The organism is Microbacterium plantarum (assembly GCF_035231185.1).
GTDB lineage: Bacteria > Actinomycetota > Actinomycetes > Actinomycetales > Microbacteriaceae > Microbacterium > Microbacterium plantarum.
Map to the genome: position 1 here is coordinate 15317 of NZ_CP141117.1, position 13464 is coordinate 28780.

Annotated in this window: 12 protein-coding genes; 9 read left to right on the plus strand and 3 right to left on the minus strand. The window is 66.3% G+C overall.

Annotated features, from left to right (window positions below; translation table 11 throughout):
• Window positions 1-3: 3 nt before the first annotated feature.
• From VC184_RS00075 to VC184_RS00105, 7 genes are read left to right on the plus strand one after another with little or no spacing between them, the layout of a single operon-like run.
• Window positions 4-1707 (plus strand): TOMM precursor leader peptide-binding protein, encoded by a 1704-nt coding sequence (locus VC184_RS00075; protein ID WP_323986938.1) that lies wholly within the window; start codon window positions 4-6, stop codon window positions 1705-1707.
• Between the two features lie 29 nt (window positions 1708-1736).
• The gene (locus tag VC184_RS00080; protein ID WP_282501751.1) at window positions 1737-3320 is read left to right on the plus strand and encodes a nitroreductase family protein; all 1584 of its coding nucleotides are present in this window, start codon (window positions 1737-1739) and stop codon (window positions 3318-3320) included.
• A gap of 2 nt (window positions 3321-3322) precedes the next feature.
• The gene (locus tag VC184_RS00085) at window positions 3323-6079 is read left to right on the plus strand and encodes a lantibiotic dehydratase (protein ID WP_282501752.1); all 2757 of its coding nucleotides are present in this window, start codon (window positions 3323-3325) and stop codon (window positions 6077-6079) included.
• The gene (locus VC184_RS00090; RefSeq protein WP_274179115.1) at window positions 6076-7212 is read left to right on the plus strand and encodes a lantibiotic dehydratase C-terminal domain-containing protein; all 1137 of its coding nucleotides are present in this window, start codon (window positions 6076-6078) and stop codon (window positions 7210-7212) included. Before VC184_RS00085 ends, VC184_RS00090 begins: the two co-directional genes overlap by 4 nt.
• Entirely contained in the window at window positions 7209-8483 is a 1275-nt protein-coding gene (locus VC184_RS00095; RefSeq protein ID WP_274179114.1) for a metalloprotease, read from the plus strand. Before VC184_RS00090 ends, VC184_RS00095 begins: the two co-directional genes overlap by 4 nt.
• Entirely contained in the window at window positions 8480-9412 is a 933-nt protein-coding gene (locus tag VC184_RS00100; protein ID WP_274179113.1) for an ABC transporter ATP-binding protein, read from the plus strand. Before VC184_RS00095 ends, VC184_RS00100 begins: the two co-directional genes overlap by 4 nt.
• Window positions 9412-10227 carry an ABC transporter permease subunit gene (locus tag VC184_RS00105; protein WP_274179112.1) on the plus strand — a complete coding sequence of 272 codons (816 nt, stop codon included), beginning with the start codon at window positions 9412-9414 and terminating at the stop codon, window positions 10225-10227. The genes VC184_RS00100 and VC184_RS00105 overlap by 1 nt, the downstream gene beginning before the upstream one ends.
• On the opposite strand, the gene VC184_RS00110 is transcribed toward VC184_RS00105, so the two are convergent.
• From VC184_RS00110 to VC184_RS00120, 3 genes are all read right to left on the minus strand, one after another.
• Complete coding sequence (locus VC184_RS00110) at window positions 10178-10738, minus strand: hypothetical protein (RefSeq protein WP_274179111.1); 561 nt, start codon at window positions 10736-10738, stop codon at window positions 10178-10180. The genes VC184_RS00105 and VC184_RS00110 overlap by 50 nt on opposite strands.
• Window positions 10739-10807: 69 nt before the next feature.
• Window positions 10808-11293 (minus strand): aminoacyl-tRNA deacylase, encoded by a 486-nt coding sequence (locus VC184_RS00115; RefSeq protein WP_274179110.1) that lies wholly within the window; start codon window positions 11291-11293, stop codon window positions 10808-10810.
• A 5-nt stretch (window positions 11294-11298) separates the two neighbouring features.
• The gene (locus VC184_RS00120) at window positions 11299-11877 is read right to left on the minus strand and encodes a DNA helicase (RefSeq protein ID WP_112615535.1); all 579 of its coding nucleotides are present in this window, start codon (window positions 11875-11877) and stop codon (window positions 11299-11301) included.
• A 92-nt stretch (window positions 11878-11969) separates the two neighbouring features.
• Here VC184_RS00120 and VC184_RS00125 point away from each other — a divergent pair, with 92 nt between their 5' ends.
• Window positions 11970-12527 (plus strand): peptidylprolyl isomerase, encoded by a 558-nt coding sequence (locus tag VC184_RS00125; RefSeq protein ID WP_181574157.1) that lies wholly within the window; start codon window positions 11970-11972, stop codon window positions 12525-12527.
• 7 nt (window positions 12528-12534) lie between these two features.
• The gene (locus VC184_RS00130) at window positions 12535-13434 is read left to right on the plus strand and encodes a rhomboid family intramembrane serine protease (RefSeq protein WP_274179108.1); all 900 of its coding nucleotides are present in this window, start codon (window positions 12535-12537) and stop codon (window positions 13432-13434) included.
• Window positions 13435-13464 lie beyond the last annotated feature (30 nt).

The window sequence follows — 13464 nt, forward strand, 5'->3', positions numbered from 1 at the left end:
GTGATGACAGGAGTCGAATCTGAACGAGCTGCCTGTGCTCTCTGCTTCCATCGCCGCTGGCAAGCCATTCGTCGGGAGGACGAGCGCGACGCTCTCGAGATGGCGGGAAGTTCCTGCGCGCTGCCGTCGGGCGTCTGGCTGACGCCACTGGTGCTCGACGCGCTGCAGCTGATGGTGGAAGACGATACCCGTGTCCGTCCCTCGACCATGGGGGAGACCCCCGTGCGCAGGCTGCAGCTCGACACTCTCGCGACCCGGACATTCCCCCTCCTGGCGGACCCCGATTGTCCCGCATGCGGCATGACCCCGGCCAACTCGCCGTCGCGGGCGGCGGTCCCGTTCGCACCCCGCCCGAAACCCGACGTCGACACCTACCGTCTGACCTCGCTGCGCGACTACGCCATGGACATCGACGTGTTCGCGAACCCGGTGTGTGGCGTGTTGGGCCCCCAGGCTCCCGCCGCTTTCGACAACCCGACGACGATCCCCGTCACGGGCTACAGCTACGTGCGCGGGGCAGCGCACCTCTACGAGTTCTTCTGGAGCGGCCACGCCGACAACATCGAGGACTCGCGGCGGCTCGCTGTGCTGGAGGGTCTCGAGCGGTATGCCGGCCTCCTGGCCCGCGGCCTGCCCGAACCCGTCTGGGCTGCGCTTCGCGACCTGGACGTGCCCGCTCTCGATCCTCGTGCGTGCACCCTCTATCCGCGCGAGTTCTACGACTTCAACACGCCCTATTTCGTCGAGTTCACCGAGGACCTCGAGATCCCCTGGGTCTGGGGTCGCAACCTCACCACCGGCACGGATACGTTCGTGCCGCAGCGACTCGTGCATTATCTGGATCAGACGGGCCCGGCATTCGTCGATGAATGCTCGAACGGTTGCGCTACCGGGGGAAGCCCTGAGGAGGCCATCCTGCACGGAGTCCTCGAGCTCATCGAACGGGACTCCTTCCTGTTGACCTGGTTCGCTCGTCATCCTGCGGTCGAGATCGATCCGCTCAGCAGCGGCGCTTCGGACATCTCGATCATGGTGGCGCGGATGGCGCTCGAGGGCTTCGACGTGCGCATGTTCGACACCAGGGTCGACTTGCCGGTTCCCGTCGTGACCGCCGTCGCCGTGCGGACCGACGGACGTCCGGGCGCACTGTGCTTCGCCGCCGGCTCGTCGCTGGACCCGGTGCAGGCGATGCGGGCGGCGCTGTGCGAGGTCGCATCGTATGTCCCGAGCTTCGACCGGCGGATGACGAGCGGCGCTGCCGAGGCTCGCGCGATGTTGAATGACTTCGGCTTGGTTCGCGAGCTCAAGCACCATGCTCTCCTCCACGGAATGGACGAGATGGTCGAGCATTCAGACTTTCTGCTCAGCGAGCGCCGCGCGCAGCCGATAGGGGTTGTCTACGAGGAATGGAACAGGACACGTCCCCGGAACCTCGACCTCTCGGACGACCTGCGGTGGGTCATCGCCGCGCTAGACGACAGGGGGTTCGATCTCCTCGCGGTGGATCAAACGTCGCCCGAGCAACGGTCGATGGGTCTGAACACGTATGCCACGGTCGTGCCGGGGCTGATCCCGATCGACTTCGGCTGGCACAAACAGCGAGCCTTCCACATGGACCGGACCCGCACCGCTCACCGCGACGCGGGGCTTCGCGCCACCGCGTTGCGGTTCGAGGACATCAACCCGGTACCGCACCCGTTCCCCTGATGACCGCCGTCATTCCGACAGGAGCCCACATGCCCACGACGACACGCGTCAGGAAGTACGTCGATGATGTCGTACGGCGCGCCCGTACGCCGATGCCACCGCTCGACCACGTGGTGCTGTGGGACCAGCAGCCCCGGCGCCACAAGGTCTTCTCCGACGCCGCGCAGTTCGAGATGCCCGTCGGCGAGAAGTGCCGTACACGGCTGTCGGATGCGCTCTCATCCCCGTCGACGTCGCCGAGCGATGTGCTGGACGTCGGTAGCTTGGGCCGCGCCCTCCACGACACATATGGTCTCCTCTCGCGTCGTCTGCGCGTGACCGGCAACGATGATGCGGTCAACAAGACGGTGAGCGCGGTGAGCACGTACTCCCGGGGCACGGCGAATGGTGGCGGTCTCTATCCGCTCGAGTTCTACTGGGTGAGCGGTTCTTCGGCGCGGCAGCTTCCCGGTGTGTATCACTGGAACACGGCCTCGGGAACGATGCAAAGGCTTCTTGTCGGCGATGCACACGACAGGGTTCGCGCCGCGATCGACGACGACTGCGGGACCGACCAGTTCCTGCTGGTGACGGTCAAGCTCTGGAAGAACGCTTTCAAATACAACAGCTTCAGCCACCATGTGGTCACCATGGACCTCGGGACGGTGCTCGCCACACTCGCACTGTCCGGGTTGTCGGGCGACTCGGCCGCGCGGACTCCCCGCCTGTGGTTCGACTCCGCGGGTCTCGACGGCCTGCTCGGCCTCGACCCGTTCGAGGAGACGACCTTGGCGGTCTTGCCACTCCCGCCGGGGGCCGGCGACCTGAAAAGAGGGACCGTCACCTCCGAGGCGGGGGTGCGGTTCGAGGAGGCGGAGCGCTTCCCCGGGTCGACGCGCTTCCCTCAGGTGGTCGACGTCATGCGCGACTCCTTCGCGGACACGATCGCTCCTGCGATAGATGTGGTGCTCGCGCGGACGTCGTCGGGTCAGATGACGTCGCTGCCCCCGAGCGCGGAGTCGAGCTCCGCGCTCGGACTGTCGGATCTTCTGGCCGCCAGGCGGTCCAGTTTCGGCACCTTCAGCTCCAACATCCCGCTGGGTCTCGCGGAGCTTGCCCATGTGCTTCGCACCACCGATCGAGGTGCGCGGCTGCTCACCGACGCCGGACGGGCGCAGTTCGCTCGGGTGGCCGTTTTCTGTAACCACGTCGAGGGGATCTCGCCGGGTGGATACGTGTACGACCACGAGCAGGACGCCCTGGTCCGTATCGACGACGAAGATCCCGGGCTCTTCCTTCAGGCCACGTACTTCCTCGACAACTACAACGTCGAGCAGGCGGCAGCCGTGCTCGCCATCCTCGTGCCGGCCGACGACGTGCTCGCCGCAGGTGGCTCGCGGACCGTGCGTCTGCTGAACGCAGTCGTGGGTGCGGCGACCCAGTCCGCCTACCTTGCGGCTACCGACCTCGGGCTCGCGTGTGGTGCTGCCCTGGGGTTCGACAACGTCGCGTACGCCGAGCGTCTGCGCGTGATCGACACCGGCGAATGGCCCTTGATCATGATCATGATCGGCCGCGATCGCGTCGATCAGGCGGATTTCGCCGCACCGCTGGATCTCGACGCGAAGGAGTAGTCATGACCAACCTCTCAGCCCTCGCTCGCCCACGGATCTCTTCCGTCGCGAAGTCGACGCCCCCCCACTTCATGTTCCGAGTCGCGCCGCTGCCCTGGGAACGGCTGCAGGGACTGGCATTCTCTCGGACCGTCGCATGGGCCGACGTCGTGCTGGACGCCGAGGCGCGACTCGACGATGCTGCCCGAACCCTTCCGGACCGCGTGCAGGAGTTCATCGGCGGCCAAGAAGATGACGGGGTCCGTCACGCACTGATCAATCTCCGCCGTGACATCTTCAACGCCCGTGTGCCGCGCGACATCGAGGCGACCCGCGCAGCGCTCGCGATTCTCCCCGATGGCCTGGCGGGTGACATCCTCGAGTGGATCGATCTCGCGCAGCAGACGCGTGACGTGCGCCGAAGCGGCGCCGACGTGTTCCGCGCCGAGCTCCCGCTGCGGAGAGCGGCCCTGCAACGGCTTATCGCGACACCAGTACTGCGCTCCGGGATTCTTCTGGCGTCTCCATCTCTCGACGAGGCCATCCCGCGTTACCTGGCCGCCGATCCCGCCAGCCTGTCGAAGCGCGCCCGGCGCATCGAGCGGTCGGCGAGCGATTATGTCTATCGGACCGTCTGCAAGACGAGTCCCTTCAGCACACTCACCGACGTCGCGCTGGGCGACTTCTCGGGCGATGCTGGCGGTGTGCTCGAGGTCGATCCCGAGGTTCTGGACTCGCAAGCAGCCCGGAGCAATCCCCGGTTGAACATGGCCATGCTGGCACGGGTGAGCGAGGCCATCCTGGCGTCCGACGAGCATCTCGTCGACCTCCCCGTGATGGTCTCGCGTGGATGGACGAGCGATCGTCGGCGCGTCAGGTACATGCGAAGGCAGCGCAAGGTCGGTGACGCCGATGCGGCGATGACCCTCGACACCTTCGACGAGAACGTGTTCTTCCTTGCGCACAGCGACATCGTCGACGATCTCTTCCGTGTGCTCGGAGACCGCATGATGACCATGGGCCGCCTGCAGATCGCGCTCCACTCCCAGCTTCCGCACGACCGTCCCCTCGACGATGTGTGGCACTACCTGCGGCATCTCCTGAGGTTGAATCTGCTGACCGCGCCTGTGCTGACGATGGACATCCATGCGGCGGATCCCGCTGTTCACTTCGCGGACAGGATCGCAGGACTGGAGGCGCCATGGGCTTCCACGCTTTCGAGCGACATCCGTCGGATGACCGACCTCGTAGGGACCTACGCGCAGGCCAGCGTTGACGAGAGACGGCTCATCATCCGCGATCTGCACTCTCACTACGACGCGATGATGCGCGGGATAGGTGTGCAGCAACCGGAGCGGCTGCGCACGGTGGTCTACGAGGACTCTGCGCTGCCGCGCGGCAGCGTCCGTGCGTCGCTCGATGCCTGGGAAAGCGGGCTGTCCGGCGACTTCGCCTCGCTTGCTCGCATCTTGCCCGTCTTCGACTCCCTCACCCCGCACCGGTTGATGGTGCGCGGGTTCTTCGACGCCCGCTACGGGGCACGCGGAACATGCGACGACATCGTGAAGTTCACCCACGACTTCCACCTCGACGTCTACGACCAGTACCTCCGCTACTCGGCCAACAGACGGCCTTTCGTCGACAACGAATATCAGGACCAGGAGAACTGGTTCAAGATGGACGAGGTCCGCGCTCTCGATGAGGCACGGCGCACCCTGGTTCGTGCGATGCGCTCGCGGTATGCCGCGCACGATGGTGCCGGTGACCTCGTTCTCGACGATGCCTTCGTCGAGGAGGTGGCGGCCGCGCTACCCGATCTGGGCGACCGGCTGGACCCGCGCGCCTACTTCGGCCAGATCGGCGAGATAGACGGCCGCGATCGGTGCGTCCTGAATCGCACCTATACGGGCTTGTCACTGCTGTTCTCGCGTTTCCACCACTGCTTCGCGGAGTCCGGCGACACCTCTCTCGTCGACGCGTTGCGAGAGCACCTGCGCAGCATCACTCCGCCCGGCGCCGTCTTCGCAGAGATCACCGGGGGATACGACACGTCGAACCTGAACCTGCATTCCGTCGTCACGCCGTACGAGATCGTCTGTCCCGGTGAGGTCTCGTTCCGCGACACGGACGAGCAGTTGCCTGTGGAGGATCTCTCGATCGTCCGTGACCCCTCGTGCGGCCGGCTTCTCCTCCGCTCACGGCGACTGGACGTCGAGGTGATCCCGGTCTATCTGGGTTTCCTCATGCCCATGGCACTGCCGGAGATGCAGCGGCTGCTCCTGGCGTTCTCGCAGAGTCGGATCGCGAGCCTCGACCTCTGGACGGGGACCGACGAACCTCTGGGCGGGGGCGAGATAGGCGGCCATCCGCGGGTGCGGCTAGGCGACCTGGTGCTCGTCCGACGAGTGTGGAAGACGGACCCGGCTTCGCTCCCCGAGGGTCTGTTAGGCGCGGATGGCGCGGAACGGATGCTCGGCTGGAGACGGTGGACGCGCAGGCACGGTCTACCGCGTTACGTCTTCGTCACGCCCGATGCCGCCGGTGGGGACGAGGGCGAGGGTGATGACTCCGCCGTGCGTTTCGGTAAGCCGCAGTTCGTCGACTTCGAGGACCATTTCTGTCTCGACATCCTCGACCAGTTGGCCCAGCGCGCGAATCGGCGCCTGGTCTTCACCGAGATGCTGCCGGTACCGGAGAGCCTGCCCGCGCGGAATGCGGCTGGGGAACGCTTCGTCTCGGAGATCACCTTCGAGTTCAACGCTCCGGCGGTGACACGATGACCGCGGTTCGTCCGATATCGCCCGTCGCCGTCGAGGCCGAATTGCCCCCCGTGGTGGATCCGGATGCCGCCGGCGAATGGATTGCCGTGCACGTCTACTATTCGAGCAACAACCACCCGTTGCTCGTCGACGCCGTTGGACCTGTCATCGACGGGCTTCGCCGAGACGGGCTGCTGGAATCGTGGTTCTTCATCAGGTACTGGATGGAAGGGCCGCATCTGCGCGTGCGACTCAAGCCGAGACGTATGGGCGATCAGCAGATGGTCGTCGACCGGCTGTTCTCGGCTCTCGACGCGTTCCTCGACGACCGTCCTGCTCTCTACGAGATGGACGAGCGTGAGACGTCCGGCCTGTTCAAGGAGATGTTCCTCGGCGAATACGACGAGCAGCAGTGGAATGAGCTGTACGGAGAGACCGGCTCCATGCCTATGCGCCCGAACAACAGCTACGTCGTCATGCGCTACGAGCCCGAAGTCGGACGATATGGGGGTACCGAGGCGATCAGCGTGGCGGAGAAGCACTTCGAGGCATCCAGCGACCTGGTGCGCACGCTCGTGGAGACGACGAATGTGCACGTGCGATCGGTGCTGTTCGGGCTTTCCGCGCAGCTGATGACGGTGATGCTGGGCGTGTTCCAGGACGACATCGACCGATCGGCGCTCTTCCTGTCGGCATACCGCACGTACTGGGAGCGATCGGGCTCGGGCGAGGCGGCGCCGCGCCACGATGCATACGCTCGAGCGTTCGACACCATGCAGGGCGGTCTGCGCGAACACCTCGGCACGGTGTACGAGGCTGCCGCTCGCAGGGATACCGATGAACTGAACGGCTTCTTGAAGGAATGGGCCGAGCACTGCATCGACCTTCACGACACGCTTTCTGCTGTCGCCGACAGGGGAGAGCTCACGTTCCCGCTCGGCCCGGACGGCGGCACGATCCCCGTCGACATCACGACGGGGGCACAGGCTCTCCTCAGTGGGTATCTGCACATGACGAACAACCGTCTGGGGGTGAGCATCATCGACGAGTGTTACATCGCCTACCTCATCGAGCATGCCCTCACTCAGGGTGGAGCCGATTCCGCCAGCACCGACCTGCAGTTCATGTTCGGGGGGACAGGGGCCGACCGATGAATGGCGGCGACACTCTCGACCTGCTGCGCGATGCGCGCCCGCAGCTGGTCGATGATGTGCGCATCGGTCCCGGCCTCTGGGATGTTCCGTCGACACGCTTCGTGATGCACGATGCGCGGACGGGATGGTATTTCCGCATCGGCGAGCACGAGCAATTCCTTGTTTCACGTATGGACGGCGTGCGCACCGTCGACCAGCTGGAAGACGAGTTCATCGAGCATTACGAACGGCGACTCACCGAGCCGCTGTGGAATTCCCTGCTCGGACTGCTCGCTCAGCGAGGCCTCCTGGTGGGGTCGGCTACGCCGGTCCAGCTGCAGAGCCTGCGAGACGCCCGAGAGCGAGAACGCGGAGAGGCTCGCACGTGGCTGCACGCCCGGATGCCGATCGTGAAGGCGGATCGGATCCTTCGCCGCATGGCCGTCGCGGTGCGGGTGCTCGATCATCTCGCCGTCTGGCTGCTGGTCTGGGTGGCCGCGGCGGCGCTGGTTGTTCATGTCAGCTCCAACTGGGATGTGCTCTGGCCCGCCGCCCGGTCGCTCTGGACGGATCCGGTGGCGATCGCCGTCTTCATCGTCGTCATGTGGGCCTCCCTCGTTCTTCACGAGCTTGCTCACGGCGCGACGGCGTGGGCCTACGGGGCGCGTGACATCGAGATCGGCGTCATGTGGCGATTTCCGTTCATCTCGCCCTATTGCAAGGTCGACGACACGATGCTCTTCCACGATCGCTCCCGCAGGGTGAGGGTGGCTCTCGCGGGCGTGACGGTATCCGTCGCGGTGTGTCTACCGTTCTGGCCGCTGTCGCTCGTCGCCGACGGGACGCTCGCCACCGTCTGTGCGGCGATGATGACGTTCGGTCTGCTCACCGGCCTGATCAATCTCGTCCCGCTCTTTCACATGGACGGCTACTACGCGCTCATGCACGCTCTCGGCGCCTTCGATCTCGAGGCTTCCTCACGAGCGGCGCTGGTCGGCCTCGCACGTCGCAGCCGCGAAGCGGGCAGTCGGGAATCCGGCCACCGAACCGCGTCGCTGGTGTACGGCCTCTTCTCGCTCCTGTTCATGAGCGCGATGGTGTTCGGATTCGCGGTCGCGGGATATCTGGCCCTCCAACCGCTGCTCGGTCCGTGGCCCGCGGTAGTCGTGGTGTGCAGCGGGGTGCTGGCAACCTTCGCCATCGGGGTGCTGGCGACGCGGCGGACGCGGGCCAAGCGCAGGGCGCAGACGGGCACCAGGACACCGATATCGAAGAGATGGGGTCAGACATGACGATCAGCGACACGGACAACGCGATCAGCACGACCGCGTTGACGAAGACCTTCCGCCGCGGGACCGCGGTTGACGCCGTCAGCCTGCAGGTGAGACGGGGCGAGGTCTATGGGTTCGTCGGTCTCAACGGCGCCGGGAAGACGACGTTCATGCGGATGCTCGTCGGTCTCGCGCGACCGAGCAGCGGTTCGTTCTCGGTACTCGGGAGTGCGACGCTGAGCAACGACGTGCTGCGGAGAGTGGGCACGATGATCGAGGGCCCGACCTTCTACCCCGGTATGACGGGGCGCCAGAACCTCGTGCTCATCGCCAAGTACGCCGGCCTCGCCCGGACAGCCGTCGACACCGCGCTGGAGGCGGTCGAGCTGGGTGATCGCGGGGATGACGTTTTCAGGACGTATTCGCTCGGGATGAAGCAGCGCCTCGGACTCGCCGCCGCGCTGCTCGGAGAACCAGAGCTGCTGATTCTCGACGAGCCGACCAACGGGCTCGATCCCGCCGGTATTTCGGCGATGCGCGATCTGATCCGCGCGCAGTCGCAGCGGGGCCGCTCGGTGCTGCTGTCCAGCCATCTGCTCGGCGAGGTCGCCCACGTGTGCGATCGCGTGGCGGTGCTCCACCACGGGCGGATCATCGCGATCGGCACCCCTGCCGAGATCGAAGCTGCGCACGGGGAGGCGCCGAAAATCATCGTGACGACCACCGACGTCGAGGCTGCGCTCGACGTACTGCGCTCGCACGCGGAGGTCGACGAGGTCCGGCCTACCGGCGAGGGCGTCGAGGTCGTCGCGGCGAAGGACATCTCGGCGTCGGTCACGGTGGCCCTGGTTTCGGCCGGAGTGGATGTGACGGGTGTCCGGCGGGACCACCGCTCCCTGGAAGATGTCTTCCTGCAGATGACCGCGGCCGACGAACGGAGGAGCTCATGATGTCCACGGTGGATGCAGAGCTGTACGGGATGCGGCACCGTAGGGCTTTCACCGTCCTGCCCATCGTCTGGCTTCTCCAGATCGTGCTGTTCGCCTATCTCGCGAACTTCATCGTCGCGATGACCGTCGACGGACTCACCGAGGAGCAACGCGCCGCGATGAAAGCGAGCCTGGGCACGGACGCAGTGTCTGCGGCCGTCCTCGGGTCGCTTCCGATGTACGGAGCCCCGGTGCTGATCATCCTCGGCGCGCTCATGGCAGCCGGAGACGAGAGATCGGGAATCCTCCGTCTCACTCTGAGCCGCGTGCCCGAGCGCGCTACCGTGCTGGTGGGTAAGCTCACGGCGCTCCTCCTGCTGGTCTCCGTCGTCATCGTGCTGTCGATGGTCACGGCCGCCGTGTGCGCCGTCGTCTTCTCGGCCATCGACGGAGCGTCGATGCGATGGAACGCTGTCGCGATCGTCGCCGACACCGCGGCTTCCTGGCTGATTGCCGTGGCCTGGGCGATGTTCGGCTTCATGCTGGGTATCGTTACCCGTTCGCTCGCGGCCAGCATCGCGATCGGCGTGCTGTGGGCGCTTGTCGTCGAGCAGATGGTTCACGGGCTTGCGGCGGTGGCCACCGTGTTGGCGCCCGTGCGCGTCGGGCTCATCAGCGGGGCGTCCGCGGTCCTCGCAGACGCCGCCGGTATCGCCACCATGCCGGGCGGCGTCCCCGACGCACCCCTGGGGATCGCGATCCTCGTGCTCGTCGCATGGTGCATCCTCAGCGCGGGCGTGGCGGCGGTGGTGTTCCGTGCGCGTGACATCCGATGACAGGGAGAAAGCCGAAATGACGACTGAAGAATCTATCCACCCGCGCGGTCTCCAGCGATTCGCGGCCGTCGGCGCTGTGATCGGAGTTGCGAGCGCCGTCGCCGCGTCTGTGCTGCACTTCGGCTTCGCCGACGTCGGAGCGGCCCGCACGCTCGCCTTCGTCGGGATGATCGGCGCATTTGCGGCGGGTGTCGCCGCGGTCACGAGCAGGTCGAGCGGTCAGAAGGCGGTCTTCGCGATCATCGCCGTGCTGTGTCTGATCGCCTCGTCGACTGTATTCGGAATGACGTTCTCTTAGATCGCGACGACGAAAGGATGGCACCATGACGATGCTGAGGGCCGAAGTGGCGGCGCTGGAGGTCGAGACATTCGAGGTACTCGACCTCGCCATGACCGACGATCTCTCGGCGGCTTCGACGAGCACGACGAGCAGCGCGTGCAGCACCACCTCGACCTGCTCGTGCTCGACGTCGTCGTGTTGCAGTACGACGTCGACGAGTTGCGCGTCCACGTCGTCCTGCGCTTAGGTGCCAGACGTTCTCTCACGCGGTGACCCCGCGCGACGATCGGGAGCGACCCGTCAGCGCGAACGCTGCTCCGTGATATCGGCGACGGTTGCGCCGTAGGCGGCGATGAGAGCGTCGGCGTCGACGAACAGGCTGTAGCCGTGCGCGCCGGCGCCCATCGCGATGCGTCGGCCCGCTATGGACGAATCGGCGAAGACCGGCCAGTCATGGGTGCTGCCGATCGGCACGATCGTGCCGCGTTCGTACCCGGTCGCCGCGAGGGCGAGCTCGGGCTCGGGCAGGCGCAGCTTGTTGACCCCCACGAGGGCGCGGAGCTTCGGCCACGAGATGACCCGGTCGCCCGGGACGAGCGCGAACAGATACGTGTCGTCGCTCCGCTTGACCACGAGCGTCTTGACGATGTCGTCGGGTTCGAGACCGAGGAGCGCGGCGGCCTCATCGAGGCTCGCAGCATCCGGACGCGGCCGAACGACGACATCGAGCCCACGCTCGGCCGCCGCGAGGCGGACCCGAGACGTGGGCTCGAGATCTTCTGTCATCCGATTCAGGCGTCGGGAGCGCGCAGCGGGTCGTCGGCAACCCACAGCTCGTCATCCGCGCGAAGCGTCTGCCAGGCGGCGTAGAGCACGCCGGCTGCGGCGGTGACGCCGAGGATCAGAGCGATGACGCCACCGGCGCCGCGCTTCTTCTTCGGCTCGGGCAGAGCGGCACGCGACTGGAACTTCTTCGTCGCCTTCTTGCCGTACTTGGCGGCGTTCTTCTTCACCGAGGAGAGGTCGAGGTCGACACCACGTCCGTGGGCGAGGCGTCCACGGGTGTCGTTCGCCGCATCCCACACGGAGAGTGCGCCGCCCACGACGGCTCCGGCGGCGGGGATGAGAGCGCCGTTGTAGACCTTGCGGGTCGCGCGGACGCTCTTGTCGACGTACGGCGCGGCGTACTGCTCATAGGTGTTCTGAACGGCGGGCTTGACGTGCTCGCGGTTGTAGTTGCCCAGCTGGTGGCCGGCGTCGCGTGCGACTTTGGCGGCCTCTCCCATCAGGACCTGCTGCGACTCCCACAGGGTGTTCGCCTGCTTCTGGAGCTTGCGGAGTTGCTTCTTGCGCTTGCGGCTGAGGCTCACGTGGGCCCTCCCTGCATCGTGGGACGTTTTCCCTCATCTTGCCAGAGAGCGCTCCAGCCAGCAGGGCATTGACAGGTGCGAGAATGGCACACATGCCTCAGCACACTGCAGTAGCGACGATCCACACCAACCACGGCGACATCGTCGTCAACCTTTTCGGCGACCAGGCCCCCCGCACGGTGAAGAACTTCATCGGTCTCGCCGACGGTTCGCAGGAGTGGACCAACCCCGCCACGGGCAAGCCCGGCGAGGGCCCCCTCTACACCGACGTCATCTTCCACCGCATCATCCCGAACTTCATGATCCAGGGCGGCGACCCGCTCGGTCAGGGCATCGGCGGCCCCGGCTACAACTTCGACGACGAGATCAGCCCCGAGCTGGACTTCCAGAAGCCGTACATCCTCGCGATGGCGAACGCGGGCCTGCGCCGCAACGCGATCACGGGCAAGGCCGAGGGCACGAACGGCTCGCAGTTCTTCATCACCACCGACCCGACCCCCTGGCTGCAGGGCAAGCACACCATCTTCGGCGAGGTCGCGGATGACGCGTCGCGCCAGGTCGTCGACACGATCGCCTCGGTGAAGACCGGCGCACAGGACCGTCCCGTCGACCCGGTGGTCATCTCGTCGATCGACGTCGTCACGGTCTGAGCGGTACGTGAGCGCGTCCGAGCTGCGGAGCAACCCCGACAACTTCTGTTACCGGCATCCCGATCGGCAGAGCTTCGTGCTCTGCCAGCGGTGCCTGCGCACGATCTGCGCGGAGTGCCAGACGCAGATGCCCGTCGGAGTGATCTGCCCCGAATGTCTGCGTGATCAGCAGAAGAGCTCGGACGCGCCGCGTCCCCGCCGCGCGCCGCGCGTCCTGCGTGCGGTGCGCTCCGACGATTCACGGCCGCTGGTCACCTACGGGATCATCGGCGTGACGTTCTTCGTGTTCATCGTCGGACTCATCCCGGGCCTCGGGTCCGTGGTCACGTCGACTCTGGCGATGTACCCCCCGCTGCTCTACCCGGAGTTCAGCGGGACCTTCGAGCCGTGGCGGCTGTTCACGGTGCTGCTCGTCCACAGCGGCTTCTGGCACGTCGGGCTCAACATGCTCGCGCTCTGGATGCTGGGGCGCAGCCTCGAGCCGATGCTCGGTCGCGGCCGCTTCCTCGCGCTCTATCTGCTCAGCGGCCTCGGGGGATCGGTCGCGGTCGTGCTGTTCGGGTTCTCATCGGCTGTCGTCGGTGCGTCGGGCGCGATCTTCGGCCTTTTCGGCGCCCTGCTCGTGATCGGTCGTCATATCGGCGCGAACATCACGGGAATCGCCGTGGTTCTGGGGATCAACCTCGTCATCACGTTCCTGCCGCTGCTCCTGAGCGGGCTCGGCGGAAGCGCAGGCACGCAGATCTCGTGGCAGGCGCACGTCGGCGGCTTGGCGGTGGGCGCGCTCGTCGGCTTCATCTTCGCGCGCACGCGAACGATCCGCCGTCAGCGCCTGCAGGTCTGGCTGCTCGGCGCCACCGCCGCGGGGCTGATCGCTCTGCTTGCGGTGCCGCTCGCCCTCTACTGACGAAAGTTATCCACAGGTCTATCCCCAGGT

What these genes read in the sequence shown, in the direction of transcription:
- VC184_RS00075 (WP_323986938.1), top strand. Translation starts at nt 4, where the DNA reads ATGACAGGAGTCGAATCTGAACGAGCTGCCTGTGCTCTCTGCTTCCAT.
- VC184_RS00080 (WP_282501751.1), top strand. Translation starts at nt 1,737, where the DNA reads ATGCCCACGACGACACGCGTCAGGAAGTACGTCGATGATGTCGTACGG.
- VC184_RS00085 (WP_282501752.1), top strand. Translation starts at nt 3,323, where the DNA reads ATGACCAACCTCTCAGCCCTCGCTCGCCCACGGATCTCTTCCGTCGCG.
- VC184_RS00090 (WP_274179115.1), top strand. Translation starts at nt 6,076, where the DNA reads ATGACCGCGGTTCGTCCGATATCGCCCGTCGCCGTCGAGGCCGAATTG.
- VC184_RS00095 (WP_274179114.1), top strand. Translation starts at nt 7,209, where the DNA reads ATGAATGGCGGCGACACTCTCGACCTGCTGCGCGATGCGCGCCCGCAG.
- VC184_RS00100 (WP_274179113.1), top strand. Translation starts at nt 8,480, where the DNA reads ATGACGATCAGCGACACGGACAACGCGATCAGCACGACCGCGTTGACG.
- VC184_RS00105 (WP_274179112.1), top strand. Translation starts at nt 9,412, where the DNA reads ATGTCCACGGTGGATGCAGAGCTGTACGGGATGCGGCACCGTAGGGCT.
- VC184_RS00115 (WP_274179110.1), bottom strand. Translation starts at nt 11,293, where the DNA reads ATGACAGAAGATCTCGAGCCCACGTCTCGGGTCCGCCTCGCGGCGGCC.
- VC184_RS00125 (WP_181574157.1), top strand. Translation starts at nt 11,970, where the DNA reads ATGCCTCAGCACACTGCAGTAGCGACGATCCACACCAACCACGGCGAC.